The following is an 18,037-nucleotide window of genomic DNA, read 5'->3' on the forward strand; positions in this document are numbered from 1 at the left end:
AGCCCCAAACGCAGAAGGCACCGAACGTTCCTTCCAGGGAAGGACCGCTCCGTGCCTTCGACGAGACTGTCGACGTCTCGGCTGCGTCTACATGTGGATGACGCGCCCGTAAGCGTCGAGAACGCTCTCGTGCATCATCTCCGACAGGGTCGGATGGGGGAAGCAGGTGTGCATCAGATCCTCCTCCGTCGTCTCGAGGCCCATGGCGATCACGAAGCCTTGGATCAGTTCGGTGACCTCGGCTCCGACCATGTGCGCGCCCAGGAGTTCGCCCGTCTTTGCGTCGAAAACGGTCTTCACGAGGCCTTCGGGTTCGCCGAGTGCGATGGCCTTGCCGTTGCCCTGGAACTTGAAGCGCCCGACTCTGACCTCGCGTCCGTTCTCCTTGGCCTTGGCCTCGGTGAGGCCGACGCTGGCGACCTGCGGCTGACAATAGGTGCAGCCGGGGATCTCCGTCTTCTTCATGGGATGGGGATGAAGTCCCTTGATGGCTTCGACGCAGATCGTTCCCTCGTGCTCGGCCTTGTGCGCCAGCATGGGCGCTCCCGCGACGTCGCCGATGGCATAGATGCCCTCCACGTTGGTCCGGCCCACGCCGTCGATCTTGATCGTGCCGCGCTCGATGGCGACACCGACACCTTCCAGATTGAGGTTCTCGGTGTTGCCCTGCACGCCGACGGCCGAGATCAGGCGTTCGGCCGACAGGGTCTCGGACTTGCCGTCCTTCGTCTCGACGACGACCGAGACGCCGTCCGAGGTCTTGGTCACCTTGGCGACCTTCGCGTCGGTGAGGATCTTCAAGCCCTGCTTCTCGAACTGCTTGCGGGCGACGGCGGCGATCTCGGCGTCCTCCACCGGCATGATCTGCGGCAGGAGTTCGACAACGGTCACGTCGGCGCCCATCGTGCGATAGAAGCTGGCGAACTCGATGCCGATGGCACCCGATCCCATGACGATCAGGGATTTGGGCATGGCGACCGGCTTCATCGCCTCGAAATAGGTCCAGATCCGATCGCCGTCGGGCTCGATTCCCGGCAGGACCCGCGGGCGCGCGCCCGTGGCGACGATGACGTGCTTGGCTTGATAGGTGCCTTCGCCGAGGACGCCCTTGGGTACCGGGTTCTGCGGCTCGACGACCGGCTTCTTCATCTTGCCGACGGAGACGACGACGGGACCGCCCTTCCCGGCCGTCTCGATCCGGGCCTCGCCCCAGATCACGTCGATCTTGTTCTTCTTCATGAGATAGGCGACGCCGCCATTCAGCTGCGCGGATACGCCACGCGAGCGCTTGACGACGGCGGCCATGTCGAAGCTCGGCTTCTGGATCGTCAGGCCGTAGTTCGAAGCATGTTCGGCATAGTGGAAGATCTCGGCCGATCGCAGCAGCGCCTTGGTCGGAATGCAACCCCAGTTGAGGCAGATGCCGCCGAGATGCTCGCGCTCCACCACAGCGGTGCGGAAGCCGAGCTGCGCGGCGCGGATGGCCGCGACATAGCCGCCAGGTCCGCCGCCGATGATCAGGATGTCATAGGGATCGGCCATCGCTTGGGTCCTTGATGGGTGGAACGGATCGCGTCTTCAGTCGCGCGCCAGAATCGCCCCGACGGGCTCGACCAGCGCATCGCCGAGGCGTCGCGTGTTTTCGGCATCGAGATGGACGCCGTCGAGCGGCGTCGTTTCGCAGACTTCCGAAGCGTCGAAGACGTCGCAGCCGTATTCCTCCGCGACCAGCGCGAGAGCGGCGGGCAAACGTTGCGACTCTTCGATGGCATGCGAGAAGAGGAGCGTAAAATCGGGATCGTCGGTTGCGACGAAGGAGGGCGGCGCGACGATCAGGATCTTCGGGACCGACATCCCCCGGTGATAGGGAAAGGTCTGCACGATCTCGACCAGACGCTCCATGCCGATCCGCGATTCGAAGGCGCGACCGCCGCCCGTATGCCGCTTCAGATCATTCGTCCCGAGCAGGATGACGACGAGATCGATGGGCTGGTGGCTGCCAAGAAGCATTGGCAGCGTCCGGGCTCCGTTCCGTTCGGAGGCCGACGTGTTGTCGTCGAAGGCCGTGGTGCGCCCGTTCAGACCTTCGGCGACGATCACGTGACCGGCGCCCAGACCTTCCGCCAGACGCGAGGGCCAGCGATCCGCGAATGCGTGCCGGCCTGCAGAGCCGGCATCGTAGCCCCAGGTCAGGGAATCGCCGTAGCAGAGGATGGTCTTCACGGACCGTTCCTCAGACCAGCATCGACATGGGGCTTTCGATGAAGCCCTTGAACGCCTGTGCAAGTTCGGCCCCGAGCGCCCCGTCGACGGCCCGGTGATCGGTCGAAAGCGTGACCGACATGACGGTCGCTACAACCACCGCACCGGACTTCACCACCGCGCGCTGTTCGCCCGCGCCGACCGCGAGGATGGTGGCATGCGGCGGATTGACGATCGCGGCGAACTGCTTGACGCCGAACATGCCGAGATTGGACACGGCGGTCGTGCCGCCATTGTACTCGTCCGGCTTCAGCTTGCGGGCGCGGGCACGCTTGGCGAGGTCCTTCATCTCGTTCGAGATGGTGGACAGCGTCTTTTCCTCCGCGCGGCGGATGATCGGGGTGATCAGGCCACCCTCGATCGAAACGGCGACGCCGACGTCGGAATGCTTGTGCTTCAGCATCGCCGTCTCCGTCCAGGAAACGTTCGCCTCCGGCACGGCCTTCAGCGCAAGGGCGATCGCCTTGATCACCATGTCGTTGACGGACAGCTTGTAGGCCGGGGCATCGCCCTTCTCGGTCTTCACCATCGGCGCCGCCGCGTTCAACTGGGAGCGAAGCGCCAGGAGCGCATCGAGTTCCACGTCGATCGTGAGATAGAAATGCGGGACGGTCTGCTTGGATTCCTGCAGGCGCCGCGCGATCGTCTTGCGCATTCCGTCGTGCGGCACGGCTTCGTAGGAGCCTTCCGCGAAAAGCTTGCGGACCTGCTCGTCGCTCTGGCCCTTCGGCGCCGCCGCGGGAGCCGGCGCCTCCGTCTTCGGAGCCGCAACCGCGGCATCGGCGGCGGGCTTGGAAGCCGCATCCGTCTTGATCGCCGGTCCCGCCTTGGCAGCCGCTTCGACGTCGGCGCGCACGATCCGGCCGTTCGGCCCGGAACCGGTCACGGCGGAGAGATCGAGTCCGATGTCCTTGGCGATGCGACGCGCGAGCGGCGATGCGACGATGCGCCCACCGGATTTCGCGCTGGCTCCCGATGTCGAACGTCCGTCCGATGCCGAAGGCTGTGGGACGCCACCTTCCGAAGCGGTGCTCGTTTCGGCGGGCTTGGCGTAGCCGCGGCCGTTCGGGTCCTTGGCGTCGGCCTCCGTGCCGACGACGGCATTGTCGGCCTTGGCGTCGCCGGCGATCGCTCCGCCCTTCGGCGCGGCATCGGCCGGCGCCGAAGCATCCTCGCCGTCCGCCGCCAGGATGGCGATGACGGCATTGACCTTGACGCCCTCGGTCCCGGCAGGAACGACGATCTTGGCGATCGTGCCTTCGTCCACGGCCTCGACCTCCATCGTGGCCTTGTCGGTCTCGATCTCCGCAATGACGTCGCCGGACGAGACCTTGTCACCCTCTTTGACGAGCCACTTGGCGAGGTTGCCCTCCTCCATGGTCGGAGAGAGCGCCGGCATCGTGATGTTGATCGGCATGGCCTGGCTCTCCCTTAGGCGCGGTAGCAGACGGACTTGACCGCGTCGATCACGTCCTTGACCGTCGGAAGCGCCAGCTTTTCCAAGTTGGCGGCGTAGGGCATCGGAACGTCCTTGCCCGTGACCTTGAGCACCGGGGCATCGAGGTGGTCGAAGGCGCGCTCCATCAGCTCGGATGCGATATGCGAGCCGATCGAGCTCTGCGGCCAGCCTTCCTCGACCGTGACGCAGCGATTGGTCTTCTTCACCGACCGCACGATGGCGTCGACGTCCATGGGGCGGATCGTCCGCAGGTCGAGCACCTCGGCGTCGATCCCCTCCTTGGCGAGTTCCTCGGCGGCCTTCACCGCATAGGTCATGCCGATGCCGAAGGAGACGATCGTGACGTCACGTCCCTTGCGATGGATGCGCGCCTTGCCGATCGGCACGACATGGTCGCCCTTGGGGATTTCGAAGGTCTGTCCGTAGAGGATCTCGTTCTCGAGGAAGACGACCGGATTGGGATCGCGGATCGCCGCCTTCAGGAGGCCCTTCGCATCGGCCGCGGTGTAGGGCATGACGACCTTCAGACCCGGGATCTGGCCGTACCAGGCCGCGTAGTCCTGACTGTGCTGGGCAGCCACGCGCGCGGCGGCGCCGTTCGGGCCGCGAAACACGATCGGACAGCCCATCTGGCCGCCGGCCATGTAGAGCGTCTTCGCCGCGGAATTGATGATCTGATCGATCGCCTGCATGGCGAAGTTGAAGGTCATGAACTCGACGATCGGCTTCAGCCCCGCGAAGGCGGCACCGACGCCGAGGCCGGCGAAGCCGTGCTCGGTGATCGGCGTGTCCACGATCCGGCGCGCGCCGAACTCTTCGAGCAGGCCCTGGCTGATCTTGTAGGCACCCTGATATTCCGCGACTTCCTCGCCCATCAGGAAGACATTGCCGTCGCGGCGCATCTCTTCGGCCATGGCATCCCGAAGCGCTTCGCGAACGGTCGACTGCACCATCTCGGTGCCCGCCGGATAGTCGGGCGTCTCGCCATCGACGTCCTCGGGTTCGGGATGCTTCATGCCCTCGGCGGGAACGGTTTTCGGTCCGGCCACCTTCTCCGAGGTCGCCTTCTCGCCGGCATCGTCGGCGGGCTTGGGCGCCGCAGGCGACTCGGCTTTCGGAGCCGCGGCCCCATCGAGCGCTGCGGCATCCTCGCCGTCCGCCAGAAGGATCGCGATCGCGGCGTTGACCTTCACGCCCTCGGTGCCGGCCGGCACCAGGATCTTGCCGAGCGTGCCCTCGTCGACGGCCTCGACCTCCATCGTGGCCTTGTCGGTCTCGATCTCGGCGATCACGTCGCCGGAGGAAACCTTGTCACCTTCGTTCTTGATCCACTTGGACAGCGTGCCCTCTTCCATGGTCGGGGAGAGAGCGGGCATCAGGATGTTGATGGGCATGGATCGTGCTCCCCCTTACTCGGCCGCCTGCGGCACGTCGTCCGCATAGATGTCGGTCCAGAGTTCCGACGGATCGGGCTCGCGGTCGTTCTGCGCGAACTCGGCGCTGTCGGCGACCATGTCGCGCACCTTCTTGTCGATGTCCTTCAGCTCTTCCTCCGAGACGCCGTGCGTCTCGATCAGGCGCTGCTTGACCTGCTCGATCGGATCGTGATCCGAGCGCATCTTCTGCACCTCGTCGCGCGAGCGATATTTCGCCGGGTCCGACATGGAGTGACCGCGATAGCGATAGGTCATCATCTCGAGGATGATCGGCCCGGCGCCCGAGCGGCAGTGCTCCGCGGCGAGATCGCCCGCCGCCTTGACGGCGCGAACGTCCATGCCGTCGACCTGGATGCCGGGAATCTTGAAGGACAGGCCGCGATGGGCGAAGTTCGTCTCCGCGCTCGCGCGGCTGACCGAGGTGCCCATCGCATAGCGATTGTTCTCGATGATGTAGACAACGGGGAGCTTCCACAGCGAGGCCATGTTGAAGCTCTCGTAGACCTGGCCCTGGTTCGAAGCGCCATCGCCGAAATAGGTCAGCGACATGGAATCGTTGCCGTTGTAGCGATTGGCGAAGGCGAGACCGGTGCCGATCGAGACCTGCGCGCCGACGATGCCGTGTCCGCCGTAGAACTTCTTCTCCTTGGAGAACATGTGCATCGAGCCGCCCTTGCCCTTGGAGTAGCCCCCGCGGCGTCCGGTCAGCTCGGCCATTACGCCGCGCGGCTCCATGCCGGTGGCGAGCATATGTCCGTGGTCACGATATCCGGTGATGACCTGATCACCGTCCTTCATGGCCAGCTGCATGCCGACCACGACCGCTTCCTGCCCGATATAAAGGTGACAGAAGCCGCCGATGAAGCCCATGCCGTAGAGCTGGCCGGCCTTTTCCTCGAAGCGGCGGATCAGGAGCATATCATTGTAGGCGCGGAGCTCCTGCTCCTTCGAAAACTCGACCGGAGCCGGCGCTTCGAACTGGTGCAAGGTCCGCGCGATGTCTGCAGTGCCTTCGCCGGAGACTTCGTCCGGTGTATCGGCCGAAAGCTTTTTCGGTTTGCCGTTCGCCATCTGCGTCACTCCCGAGTCAGCCAGCATCCCTGGGATGCGTTAGAGCGGACTATACGGAGGAGGCGTAGCTACGCAAGCAGCACATCGGTATGAACCGAAATGCGGTTACAATGCTGCACGGCAGCAAAATCAACCGTTTTCAGGTTAACATTCCGTTGGCCGTTATTTCAGAATTGCAATCTCGTCGGCCGCCACAAAACCCAGCGATTCCCGGGCGCGTTCGTCGATCATATCGCGCTCCAGCGTCCCGTCGTGAAGCAGCTGAACGCGACGTTCGAGAGACTGGCGATCCTGGAGGAGTTTGGCGTAGCGCGCTTCGGCCTGGACGAGCTCGGTGGCGAGAACCGACTTCGCTTCGAGACCGAAGCGACCGCTCTGAGCATGAAAGGCGAAGTAGGCCAGGAAGCTGCAGCTGATCGCGGGGACGATCAACCGTCCCATATGCGATTTCCGGTGCTGCTTGGTGCTCATCGTCTTGTCCATGGCCATAGACTGCCATTGTAGACTTAAGAGCCGGTTAAGCACCGCTGCTATTGTTCTGTAGACTTATGATGCCGATCGGACCGCCGCATGCACGGCGGCCCGAGGCAATGACTTGAAGCACGCGCCGGCGCGTCGACATCGACGCGCCGGCAGCCTGTCAGCGACGCAGGATGGAGCGGCCGGCGTAGACGGCTTGATCGCCCAGCTCTTCCTCGATGCGAAGCAGCTGGTTGTACTTGGCGAGCCGGTCCGACCGCGCGAGCGAGCCGGTCTTGATCTGACCGCAGTTGGTCGCGACGGCGAGATCGGCGATCGTGGAATCCTCGGTCTCGCCCGAGCGGTGCGACATCACGGCGGTGTAGCCGGCACGGTGCGCCACGTTGACGGCGTCGAGCGTCTCGGTCAGCGAACCGATCTGGTTGACCTTCACGAGGATGGAGTTGGCGACGCGCTTCTCGATACCCTGGCGCAAGCGCTTGGAGTTCGTGACGAAGAGATCGTCGCCGACGAGCTGGCAGGAGGAGCCGATCTTGTCGGTCAGGCTCTTCCAGCCGGCCCAGTCGTCTTCCGACATGCCGTCCTCGATCGAGACGATCGGGTAGGCTCCCGCGAGTTCGGCGAGATAGGAGGCCATCTCGTCGGGCGACAGCTTCCGCCCCTCGCCTTCCAAGTCGTAGACGTCGTTCTTGAAGAACTCCGTCGAGGCGCAGTCGAGCGCGAGGCCAATCTCCTCGCCCGGCTTGTAGCCAGCCTTCTCGATGGCCTGCATCACGAAATCGAGGCCGGCCTTGGCCGATTCCAGATTGGGCGCGAAGCCGCCTTCGTCGCCGACATTGGTGTTGTGGCCGGCCTTCTTCAGCATGGTCTTCAGGGTGTGGAAAACCTCGGCGCCCATGCGCAGACCCTCGGCGAAGGTCTCGGCCCCGTAGGGCATGATCATGAATTCCTGGAAGTCGATCGGGTTGTCGGCATGCGCGCCGCCATTGATGATGTTCATCATCGGCACCGGCAGGACATGGGCGCTGGCACCGCCGACATAGCGGTAGAGCGGCAGGCCCGACGCGTCGGCCGCGGCCTTGGCGACGGCGAGCGACACGCCGAGAATGGCATTGGCGCCGAGGCGGCTCTTGTTCTCGGTGCCGTCGAGCTCGACGAGCAGCGCATCGACGCGCATCTGGTTCTCGGCCTCGAGGCCGCAGAGCGCTTCGAAGATCTCGCCGTTCACCGCTTCGACCGCGTTCTGCACGCCCTTGCCGAGATAGCGCTCGCCGCCGTCGCGAAGCTCGACCGCCTCGTGCGCGCCGGTCGAGGCGCCGGAGGGAACGGCCGCACGACCCATCGAGCCGTCTTCGAGGATGACGTCGACTTCGACCGTCGGGTTGCCCCGGCTATCGAGGATTTCGCGTCCGATGATGTCGATGATCGCAGTCATGCCCACTCCTTCTCGCTGAGATGCGAGAGCCTGTATAGGAGAGTCGTGACGGTTTGAACCGCGATTTGCGCAACGCTCGCCGTCACCCTCGCCCGGCACCGATCCGGGAGCCGACGTGACGGGGAACGCCCTGCCGACGTCCCGCCGGCAGGGGGGCGTCTTTCTCAAACGAGCCTGGATTGCTCCAGCGCTGCGGCGATGAAGGAGGAGAAGAGCGGATGCGGCTCGAACGGCCGCGATTTCAGTTCGGGATGATACTGGACGCCGATGAACCAGGGATGGTCCGGAAATTCGACCGTTTCCGGCAGAAGCCCGTCGGGCGACATGCCGGCGAAGATCAGCCCCTTCTCCTCCAGCCGCTCGCGATAGGCGCGGTTGACCTCGTAACGGTGGCGGTGACGCTCGCTGATCTCGGTATCGCCGTAGATCTCGGCAATGCGCGATCCGCTCTTCAGGTTCGCCTGATAGGCGCCGAGGCGCATCGTGCCGCCAAGATCGCCGGCCTCGGCCCGTTTCTCCAACTCGTTGCCCTTCATCCATTCCGTCATCATGCCGACGACGGGCTCGGAGGTCGGACCAAACTCGGTGGAACCCGCGTCCGCGATTCCGGCGAGCGAGCGCGCCGCCTCGATCACCGCCATCTGCATGCCGAAGCAGATGCCGAAATAGGGAACGTTCCGCTCCCGGGCGAAGCGCGCCGCGAAGATCTTGCCCTCCGACCCGCGCTCGCCGAAGCCGCCGGGCACGAGGATGCCGTTGACGCGCTCGAGGTAGGGCGAGGGATCTTCTGCCTCGAAGACCTCCGACTCGATCCAGTCCAGCTTCACGCGGACATGGTTGGCCATGCCGCCGTGATGGAGCGCTTCGATCAGCGACTTATAGGCGTCCTTCAGCCCAGTATATTTGCCGACGATGGCGATCGTGACCTCGCCTTCGGGGTTGCGGATCCCATGCGAAATCTGGTTCCAGCGTTCCAGCTTGGGCTTGGGCGCGGGATCGATGCCGAAGGCTGCGAGCACTTCGGTGTCGAGGCCTTCCTGGTGGTAGGCGATGGGCACGTCGTAGATCGTGGCGACGTCGAGCGCCTGAATGACGGCGGATTCGCGAACGTTGCAGAAGAGGCTGAGCTTGCGCCGCTCCTCCTTCGGGATCGGGCGGTCGGCACGCACCAGCAGAATGTCCGGCTGGATGCCGATCGAACGGAGCTCCTTCACCGAATGCTGGGTCGGCTTGGTCTTCAGCTCGCCGGCGGTCGCGATATACGGCATCAGCGTCAGGTGGACGTAGATCGCGCCGTTGCGCGGCAGGTCGTTGCCGAGCTGGCGGATCGCCTCCATGAAGGGCATCGCCTCGATGTCGCCGACCGTCCCGCCGATCTCGCAGAGGACGAAGTCGACCTCCTCGTTGCCTTCGAGGACGAATTCCTTGATGGCGTCGGTGACGTGGGGGATGACCTGGACGGTCGCGCCGAGATAGTCGCCGCGCCGCTCCTTGGCGATGATGTCCTTGTAGATTCGCCCGGTCGTGATGTTGTCGAGCTTGTTCGCGGGTCGACCGGTGAAACGCTCGTAATGACCGAGGTCGAGGTCGGTTTCCGCGCCGTCGTCGGTCACGAAGACCTCGCCGTGCTGCGTCGGACTCATCGTGCCGGGATCGACGTTGAGATAGGGGTCGAGCTTGCGCAGCCGCACGCGGTAGCCGCGTGCCTGAAGCAAAGCCCCGAGAGCCGCGGATGCGATGCCCTTGCCAAGGGAGGAGACCACGCCGCCGGTGATGAATATGTATCGCGCCATGGGCCCTCTCGATACGCTCTGAGGTTCGATTCTGCCAGTCCCATCTTGTCGGCCAAATGAAACGGGGCGCCGATGCGCCCCGTCGCCGCCGGATGGTCGTGGGTCTCTTACTGTGCGGGTGCCGCCGGTGTCGTCGTCGACGTACCGGGTGCCGACGTCCCCGTCGTCGCGCCGTCCGGCGGCGAGGCCGGGGTCGATTCGTTCGCATTCGTCGAGGCGCCCGTCGAGGACGGCGATGGCGTCGGCGCGTCCGAAGCCGGGGCCGTGCCCGTCGTGGGGGCCGGCGTCGTGGTCGCGGGCGCATCGGTCAGCGGGGTGGACGACGCGGGAGCCGTGGCGGCGGGCGCACCCGAGGCCGGGGCGGCGGCGGGAACGTCGGATGTCGGAGCACCGCCGAGCTGGTCGAGAAGGCTGCCGCTGGCCGGCGCCGCGCCGGGGGCGGCCCGGTTCTGCTCGATCTGCTGCAGGATGTCGGTCGGCTGGCCGCCGTAGCGGGCGAGCAGTCCGAGGGCGAGAGAGGTCACGAAGAAGGCCGCCGCCAGGATCGCCGTCGTGCGCGTCAGCGCATTCGCCGCGCCGCGGGCGCTCATCAGGCCGCCGCCGCCGCCGCCGATGCCGAGCGCCCCGCCTTCGGAACGCTGCAGGAGCACCACGACGATCAGCGCGATGACGATCATCAGGTGAATGATGATGAGGATTGTAGCCATAGACTTTTCGCACGCGCCCCAGGGGTCAAGACGCGCGCCTTCTATAGGAGGGTGCCGCTAAATCCAAACGCTTTCGCGGGAATTCGGCGGTGGATCGACCAATATGCCGGCATCGGGCCCGTCAGGCCGGTGCGACGGCCCTGCATATTGCAATGAAATCGTCCGCCTTCAAGCTCGCTCCGCCGACGAGCGCGCCATCGACATTGTCGACGCCAAGGAGTTCGGCGGCATTCGACGGCTTGACCGAGCCGCCGTAGAGAAGCCGGACGTCTTGGCCATCCACGCCAAACCGCTCGACGAGTGTCCGCCGAATGAAGGCATGGACCTCCGCGACGTCGCCGGCGGTCGGCGTGCGCCCCGTTCCGATCGCCCAGACCGGTTCGTAGGCGACGACCGTCGTGATCGCTGTGACGTCGTCGGACAGAGAGCCCGCGAGCTGGGCGCCGAGAACGCCGAGCGTCTCACCCGCATCCCGCTGATCTTGCGTCTCGCCGACGCAGACGACGGCGACGAGGCCCGCCGAGCGCGCGGCTTGCATCTTGGCGCGCACGAGATCGTCGCCTTCGCCATGGTCCGCGCGTCGTTCGGAATGGCCGACGATCACGTGGGTCGCTCCGGCATCGGCCAGCATGACGGCGGAAATGTCGCCGGTGTGCGCGCCGCTCGTTCCGGTGTGGCAATCCTGTCCGCCGATGGAGACCGAGCGGTTGGCGAGGTGGACCGCCTCCGCCAAGAGGGTCGCCGGAGGACAGATGAGAAGGTCGACGCCGTCGCCGAGCCCGGCCGTCGCCGCCGCGACCATCGCCTGCAGCTCCGCGAGCGAGGCGCGCGTGCCGTTCATCTTCCAATTGCCCGCGATCAGTGGCTTCCTGGCCATCGGCATGTTCCTCCCGTGCGAGACTGCACCTCTGCTCGTGCCCTAACGCAGCGCGCCCCCGGAACGCAACGGATCGATTCCCGTCCGCGTGGCGCTTGCATGTCCTGCCGACAGTTTCCTAGAAAGGCGCAGCGTTCGAGGCGGCTTCACCCAGCCGGAGCTCGGCATGTGCGGCGCCGTTGCGCCTGGCGGACGAACGGCGCGGATCGCGCCGGACACGAGGAGTGCCTCTTCATGATGAAATCGCTGCGAAAGAGTGCCTCCGGTTTCGGCGTGAAGCTGCTGCTCGGCGTTGTCGTCGTCGCCTTCGTCGTCACCGGATTTTCGAGCTTCTTCACCGGCGGCACGTCCGGCACGGTCATTTCGGCCGGGGAGACGGAGGTCTCGACGCAGGATTACCTCCTCGCCTTCCGCCGGGCCGAAAACGCCCTTGCGCAGCGCGTCCAGCGCCGACCGACCCGGGAGGACATCGAAGGCGCCGGCATCGAGTCGCAGGTCGTCGCGCAGCTTGCGTCCGAAGCGGTGCTCGACGAGCAGGGTCGCCGGATCGGCCTCGGACTGTCCGAGGACCGCCTTGCCCGGCTCATTGCGGACGATCCGTCCTTCCACGATGCGGCCGGCAATTTTTCCCGCGCCGTGTTCTCCGACGTCCTTCGAAGCGTCGGCATGCGCGAGGCCGACTTCATTCGGAACCGCCAGGATGCCGCGATCCGCAGCCAGATCGTCGAGGCGATCGCCGACGGCGTGACCGCGCCGGCTCTGATCAAGACGGCTTTCGGTCTCTACAACGGCGAGCGCCGGACGGTGGAATATCTCACCTTCGCCCCTGCCCTGGTCGAGCCGATCGCCGACCCCGCCGCCGACGTTCTCACCCGCTATTTCGAGCCGAACAAGGCACGCTATCGGGCGCCGGAATATCGGTCGGTCGCCTATGCGCTGCTGACACCGGAAGCGATCTCCGATCCGTCCGCGGTGACGGACGAAGCGATCGCCGCCGACTACGCGAAGAGCGGGCAGCGCTACGTGACGCCGGAGCGTCGCCGTGTTCAGCAGATCGTCTTCGCGGATCGCGCGGCGGCCGATGCCGCCAAGGCGGCCCTCGACGGGGGCGAGCTCTTCGAGCAAGCGGTGGTCAAATCGGGCCGGACGATCGAGGACACGCAGCTCGGTCTGCTGGCGAAGAGCGAAATTCCCGACGCTTCGATCGCGGACGCCGCTTTCGCGTTGGCTCCAAACGCGGTGTCGCCCGTGGTCGAAGGCGCGTTCGGACCGGTGATCCTCCGGGTGACGGAGGTGCAGCCCGAAACGCGCCAGCCGCTCGAGGCCGTTCGCGACGAAATCCGCACGGCGCTCGCGCTGGAGGCGGCCGGCGGGGCGACGCAGCAGGTCTTCGATGCCTTCGAGGATGCGCGTGCCGGCGGACAGACCTTCACGGAAGCGGCGAAAGCGGCCGGCCTCGAGGTGACGACGATTCCCGCGGTGACGCTGAACGGTCTCGACGCCGCGGATCAGCCCGTCGCCGACCTGCCGCCCGCACCGGAGTTTCTGCGCTCGGTCTTCACCGCCGAGGCCGAGGTCGAAAATCTTCCGATCAACGTCGCCTCCGGCGGCAGTCTCTTCTACGAAGTGACGAAGATCGACCCGGCGCGGGACCGCACGTTGGACGAAGCCCGCGAGCGGGTTTTGGCCGACTGGAAGGCCGAGGAAACCGAGCGGCTTCTCGCCGAGCGCATCGCCCCCCTCAAGGCGCGGCTCGATGCAGGCGAGACGATCGACCAGGTCGCGGCCTCGCAGCAGCTGGAGAAGGGTGTGGCGTCCGCGCTCAGCCGGCAGACGGCGCCGACCGAGATCGGCCGCGAAGCCGCGGTCGCCGCCTTCGCCGGTCCGTCCGGGCTCGTCGCCACCGCGCCCGCCAAGGACGGGCGCTCCAAGCTTCTTCTCAAGGTGACCTCCGTCGCGGCCGCCGCCGACCCCGCGGCGAATGTGCCACCCCAGCAGGTCGAGCAGCTCGACAGCCTTCTGGAGAATGATTTCCTGCAGAGCTATGTCGGCGAACTGCAGAACCTCTATCCGGTCTCGCGCTATCCCCAGGCGATCGAGCAGGCGCGAACGCTCATCCGATGAACCAGAGTCTGAAGCCCTTTCTTTCCAAGGTCGCCGGCGGCGAAGCCCTGTCGCGTGGCGAAGCCGAGACGGCCTTCGCCGTGATGATGTCCGGCGAGGCGACACCCTCTCAGATCGGCGGTTTTCTGATGGCGCTGCGGGTGCGCGGCGAAACGGTCGACGAGATCGCCGGCGCGGTTTCGGTCCTGCGCGCCAACATGTTGCCGGTCTCGGCGCCGGACGACGCTGTGGACATCGTCGGCACCGGCGGCGATCATGCCGGGACCGTCAACGTATCGACCTGCTCGGCCTTCGTTCTCGCGGGATGCGGAGTGACGGTCGCCAAGCACGGGAACCGGGCGCTCTCGTCGAGATCGGGTTCCGCCGACGTCCTGACGGCCCTCGGCGTCAAGGTGGACCTCGCGCCCGCCGAAATCTCGCGCACGATCCGGGAGGCCGGCGTCGGCTTCATGTTCGCACCGTCGCATCACGCCGCCATGCGCTTCGTCGGGCCGAGCCGCGTCGAACTCGGCACGCGCACCATCTTCAACCTTCTGGGTCCGCTCGCCAATCCGGCCGGCGTCAAGCACCTCCTCGTCGGCGTCTTCTCCGCCGATTGGGTGCGTCCGATCGCCGAAACGCTGATGGCGCTGGGCACGCAAAACGCCTGGATCGTTCACGGCGACGGGCTGGACGAGATGACGGTTTCAGGCACGACGCGGGTCGCGGCACTGCGGCACGATCACATCGAGGAATTCGACGTGACGCCCGAAGACGCCGGTCTCGGTCGCTGGCCCATCGAAACCATCAAGGGTGGCGATGCGGCGCAGAATGCCCTTGCCTTGCGGGCTGTGCTCGACGGAGCGTCGGGCGGCTATCGCGACATCGTCCTTCTCAACACCGCCGGAGCCCTCGTCATGACGGGCCGGGCGACCCATCTCGTCGAGGGCGTCGCTCTGGCTGCCGACGCCATCGCCTCCGGCCGCGCAAGGGCCGCGCTCGATCGTCTCGTCGCCGTCAGTCAAGCCGCCCCGGGAGCCTGAGGACCATGACCGACATCCTGAAGGCCATCGAAGCCTACAAGCGCGAAGAGATCCGCCTCGCCAAAACCCGCCACAGCGTCGCGGACCTCGAAGCCATGGCGGAAGGCGTCGAAGCGCCTCGCGGTTTCGAGGCGGCTCTTCGTCGAAAGATCGCGAAAAGCGACATCGCTCTGATCGCCGAAATCAAGAAGGCCAGCCCTTCCAAGGGTCTGATCCGGGCCGATTTCGATCCGGCCTCGCTGGCCGGCGCCTACGAGCGCGGCGGCGCGGCCTGCCTCAGCATTCTCACCGACGGGCCCTCCTTCCAGGGCGATCCAACCTTCCTCGCGGCGGGGCGCGACGCGACGGCCCTCCCCGCCTTGCGCAAGGACTTCCTGTTCGATCCCTATCAGGTGGCCGAAGCGCGCGCCTGGGGCGCGGATGCGATCCTGATCATCATGGCGGCCCTCGACGATGCGACGGCGGCGGATCTCGAGGCGGCGGCCTTGTCCTATGGTCTCGACGTGCTCGTCGAGGTGCACGACGAAGCGGAGACGGAACGGGCGCTTCGCCTCACCTCTCCGCTTCTCGGCATCAACAATCGCAATCTGCGGACCTTCGAGACGGATCTCTCGACCTCCGAACGGCTGGCCAAGCTCGTGCCGCCGGATCGCCTGCTGGTCGGTGAAAGCGGCATCGCATCCCGCGCCGATTGCGAGCGATTGTCGGCGGTCGGCATCAAGACGTTCCTCGTCGGTGAAAGCCTGATGCGGCATGCCGATGTCGAAGCGGCGACACGCGCCCTCCTCGGCCGCGACGCCAGCGAGGCTGCTGCATGAGCAATCCGGTCGAACCGCGGCTGACCCATCTCGACGCGGCCGGCGCCGCCTCGATGGTGGATGTGGGAGACAAGGACGAGACCCGGCGAAAGGCGCGCGCCGAGGGTCTGGTGCTGATGGCCCCGGAGACGCTGGACCTCATTCTGTCCGGCATGGCGAAGAAGGGCGACGTCATCGCCGTCGCACGGATCGCCGGGATCATGGCGGCCAAGCGCACGGCGGACCTGATTCCCCTCTGTCATCCGCTGGCGCTCGACAAGGTCGCGGTCGAGATCGAACCGGAGCCGGCCTTGCCGGGGCTGCGCGTCAGCGCGACGGCCCAGCTGACGGGCAGGACCGGCGTCGAGATGGAGGCGCTGACCGCCGTCACCGTCGCCTGCCTCACCATCTACGACATGGCGAAGGCTGTGGATCGCGGCATGGAGATCACGGCCGTGCGCCTCGTCGAGAAATCCGGTGGCAAGTCGGGCGATTGGTCGGGACGCGCACCAAAGGCGCCGACGTGAGCCTTCTCTCGGTCGAGGACGCCTTCGAACGGCTCGTGAGCGATGCGGCACCGCTGGCGCGGGTGGAAACGGTCGAGCTTCGAAAGGCTTACGGACGCATCCTCGCCCGTGACATCAGCGCGCTGCGGACCCAGCCCGACTTCGACGCCTCCGCCATGGACGGATATGCCGTCCAGGCCTCCGCCATTGTCGAGCCCTTTCCCTGGCTGAAGGTGGTCGGTGAATCGGCTGCCGGAGGCGCCTTCGCGGGTGCCGTCCACGCCGGTGAGGCCGTGCGGATCTTCACGGGCGCACCGGTTCCCGCGGGTGCCGACGCGATCCTCATCCAGGAAAATGCCGAGCGATCCGGCTTGTCCGTGCGCCCGCTGGAAGGCGTCGTTCCCGGACGGCACATCCGCAAGGCCGGCGCCGATTTCTCCCGCGGCGACATTCTGATCGCCCGGGGCTCGCGCCTTACGGCCGGGGGGATCGCGCTGGCGGCGAGCGGAAATCATCCGGCCCTCGAGGTGATCGCCCGGCCGAAGGTCGCGATCCTGGCAACCGGCAATGAGCTCGTCCTGCCGGGAGAGCCGCTTGGCCCGTCACAGATCGTCGCTTCGAACACGTTCGGCATCGCCGCCCTGATCGAGGCTGCCGGCGGCGTCGTTCTCGATTACGGCATCGCGGCGGACGACGAGGATGAGATCGGCGGGCGCGTCGATCGCGCGATATCCGACGGCGCCGATATCCTCGTCACGATCGGCGGCGCGTCCGTCGGCGACCACGATCTCGTCGGGAAGGTCTTCGCGGACAAGAAGGTGGCGCTCGACTTCTGGAAGGTCGCGATGCGGCCGGGCAAGCCGCTGATGGCCGGTCGGCTGGGTGGACTTCGCCTCGTCGGTCTTCCCGGAAATCCCGCCTCCAGCATGGTGGCGGCGACGCTTTTCCTGAAGCCGCTGGTGTCCATGCTGGCGGGACGGCCCGGGCGAACGATCTACCGAGACGGCATCCTGGGTTCCGATATGCCCGAAAACGACCTGCGGGCAGATTTCATCCGCGCCGAGATCGACGAGATCTCCGCGGTCCGTCCGATCGTCAATCCTGCAGGACGTCAGGACTCCTCGCTTCTGTCAGTCTACGCGCGAGCCGACGTGCTCCTTCTGCGCCCCCCGCATGCGCCCGCCGCCAAGGCCGGCGATCCCTGTCGCTTCGTCCCGCTGGACTGAGCGGGAGGACGCGCGGCGGGTGGGAAGATGCTTGCGGAACACAACTAGAACAGATAGGTTTGTTCAGGTTTTGTTTTTGTAGGATTCGCCGCTATGCTGACGCGCAAGCAGCACGATCTCCTGATGTTCATTCACGGACGTCTTCAGGAGGCCGGCGTGCCCCCGTCCTTCGACGAGATGAAGGATGCTCTGGATCTGAAGTCGAAATCCGGCATCCATCGCCTGATCACTGCGCTGGAGGAGCGAGGTTTCATTCGTCGTCTGCCGAACCGCGCCCGCGCTTTGGAGATCCTGAAACTCCCCGACTCGGTCTCGCAGACGGTGAAGGCGAGGAGCGGTTTCCAGCCGGTGGTCATCGAGGGATCCCGTCAGGCTGCGGCGCCCTCCGCGCGAACGGATGTGGAACCGCTCCCGAAATCCGGCCGTCGTCCGGTCGGACCGTCGACGGAGGGCTTGGTCAGCATTCCCGTCATGGGGCGCATTGCAGCGGGCGTGCCGATATCCGCGATCCAGAACAACACCCATTCCCTCTCGCTGCCGCCGGACATGATCGGGGCGGGCGAGCACTATGCGCTGGAAGTGCGCGGTGATTCGATGATCGAGGCCGGGATCCTCGACGGCGACACCGTCGTCATCCGCAAGGCGGAGACCGCGACGCAGGGCGACATCGTCGTCGCTTTGGTGGACGACGAAGAAGCGACCTTGAAGCGGTTCCGGCGCAAGGGGGATACGATCTCGCTCGAAGCGGCCAATCCGGCTTACGAGACGAAGACCTTCATCTCGGATCGTGTGAAGGTTCAGGGTCGTCTGGTGGGTCTCATCCGGCGTTACTGACGCCGGGC

General features: G+C 66.0%; 16 protein-coding genes. 6 read left to right on the forward strand and 10 right to left on the reverse strand.

The window, feature by feature from the left end; translation table 11 throughout:
- Positions 1-87: 87 nt before the first annotated feature.
- From lpdA to tpiA, 10 genes are all read right to left on the reverse strand, one after another.
- Positions 88-1,542, reverse strand: a complete 1,455-nt coding sequence (gene lpdA / locus ASG43_RS11770) for a dihydrolipoyl dehydrogenase (protein ID WP_056504919.1) — start codon at positions 1,540-1,542, stop codon at positions 88-90.
- 36 nt (positions 1,543-1,578) lie between these two features.
- Positions 1,579-2,223, reverse strand: a complete 645-nt coding sequence (locus ASG43_RS11775; RefSeq protein WP_056504922.1) for an SGNH/GDSL hydrolase family protein — start codon at positions 2,221-2,223, stop codon at positions 1,579-1,581.
- 10 nt (positions 2,224-2,233) lie between these two features.
- On the reverse strand, positions 2,234-3,679 hold the full coding sequence (locus tag ASG43_RS11780; RefSeq protein WP_056504925.1) for a pyruvate dehydrogenase complex dihydrolipoamide acetyltransferase: 1,446 nt from the start codon (positions 3,677-3,679) through the stop codon (positions 2,234-2,236).
- Positions 3,680-3,693: 14 nt separating this feature from the next.
- Entirely contained in the window at positions 3,694-5,115 is a 1,422-nt protein-coding gene (locus tag ASG43_RS11785) for a pyruvate dehydrogenase complex E1 component subunit beta (protein ID WP_056504928.1), read from the reverse strand.
- 15 nt (positions 5,116-5,130) lie between these two features.
- Positions 5,131-6,228: a pyruvate dehydrogenase (acetyl-transferring) E1 component subunit alpha gene (gene pdhA, locus ASG43_RS11790; RefSeq protein WP_082490850.1), complete on the reverse strand. Its 1,098-nt coding sequence runs from the start codon at positions 6,226-6,228 to the stop codon at positions 5,131-5,133.
- 162 nt (positions 6,229-6,390) lie between these two features.
- On the reverse strand, positions 6,391-6,699 hold the full coding sequence (locus ASG43_RS11795; RefSeq protein ID WP_056505796.1) for a septum formation initiator family protein: 309 nt from the start codon (positions 6,697-6,699) through the stop codon (positions 6,391-6,393).
- A gap of 169 nt (positions 6,700-6,868) precedes the next feature.
- Entirely contained in the window at positions 6,869-8,143 is a 1,275-nt protein-coding gene (eno, locus tag ASG43_RS11800; protein ID WP_056504931.1) for a phosphopyruvate hydratase, read from the reverse strand.
- 164 nt (positions 8,144-8,307) lie between these two features.
- Positions 8,308-9,936 carry a CTP synthase gene (locus tag ASG43_RS11805; protein WP_056504934.1) on the reverse strand — a complete coding sequence of 543 codons (1,629 nt, stop codon included), beginning with the start codon at positions 9,934-9,936 and terminating at the stop codon, positions 8,308-8,310.
- Between the two features lie 107 nt (positions 9,937-10,043).
- Entirely contained in the window at positions 10,044-10,643 is a 600-nt protein-coding gene (secG, locus tag ASG43_RS11810) for a preprotein translocase subunit SecG (RefSeq protein ID WP_056504936.1), read from the reverse strand.
- Between the two features lie 121 nt (positions 10,644-10,764).
- On the reverse strand, positions 10,765-11,526 hold the full coding sequence (gene tpiA / locus ASG43_RS11815; RefSeq protein ID WP_056504939.1) for a triose-phosphate isomerase: 762 nt from the start codon (positions 11,524-11,526) through the stop codon (positions 10,765-10,767).
- A 228-nt stretch (positions 11,527-11,754) separates the two neighbouring features.
- Here tpiA and ASG43_RS11820 point away from each other — a divergent pair, with 228 nt between their 5' ends.
- The 6 genes from ASG43_RS11820 to lexA all read left to right on the forward strand — a co-directional run bounded on the left by ASG43_RS11820 (position 11,755) and on the right by lexA (position 18,029).
- Positions 11,755-13,644 carry a peptidyl-prolyl cis-trans isomerase gene (locus ASG43_RS11820; RefSeq protein ID WP_056505797.1) on the forward strand — a complete coding sequence of 630 codons (1,890 nt, stop codon included), beginning with the start codon at positions 11,755-11,757 and terminating at the stop codon, positions 13,642-13,644.
- On the forward strand, positions 13,641-14,666 hold the full coding sequence (trpD, locus tag ASG43_RS11825) for an anthranilate phosphoribosyltransferase (protein WP_056504941.1): 1,026 nt from the start codon (positions 13,641-13,643) through the stop codon (positions 14,664-14,666). The genes ASG43_RS11820 and trpD overlap by 4 nt, the downstream gene beginning before the upstream one ends.
- Positions 14,667-14,671: 5 nt before the next feature.
- Complete coding sequence (gene trpC, locus ASG43_RS11830) at positions 14,672-15,484, forward strand: indole-3-glycerol phosphate synthase TrpC (RefSeq protein ID WP_056504945.1); 813 nt, start codon at positions 14,672-14,674, stop codon at positions 15,482-15,484.
- Positions 15,481-15,990 (forward strand): cyclic pyranopterin monophosphate synthase MoaC, encoded by a 510-nt coding sequence (gene moaC / locus ASG43_RS11835; RefSeq protein WP_056504948.1) that lies wholly within the window; start codon positions 15,481-15,483, stop codon positions 15,988-15,990. Before trpC ends, moaC begins: the two co-directional genes overlap by 4 nt.
- Positions 15,987-17,195, forward strand: a complete 1,209-nt coding sequence (gene glp, locus ASG43_RS11840; RefSeq protein WP_056505798.1) for a gephyrin-like molybdotransferase Glp — start codon at positions 15,987-15,989, stop codon at positions 17,193-17,195. The genes moaC and glp overlap by 4 nt, the downstream gene beginning before the upstream one ends.
- A gap of 93 nt (positions 17,196-17,288) precedes the next feature.
- Positions 17,289-18,029, forward strand: coding sequence for a transcriptional repressor LexA (gene lexA / locus ASG43_RS11845; RefSeq protein WP_056504951.1), 741 nt, complete (start codon positions 17,289-17,291; stop codon positions 18,027-18,029).
- Positions 18,030-18,037: the final 8 nt, after the last annotated feature.

Origin of the sequence: Aureimonas sp. Leaf454 (genome assembly GCF_001424685.1) — a bacterium.
In the GTDB taxonomy this organism is placed as follows: domain Bacteria; phylum Pseudomonadota; class Alphaproteobacteria; order Rhizobiales; family Rhizobiaceae; genus Plantimonas.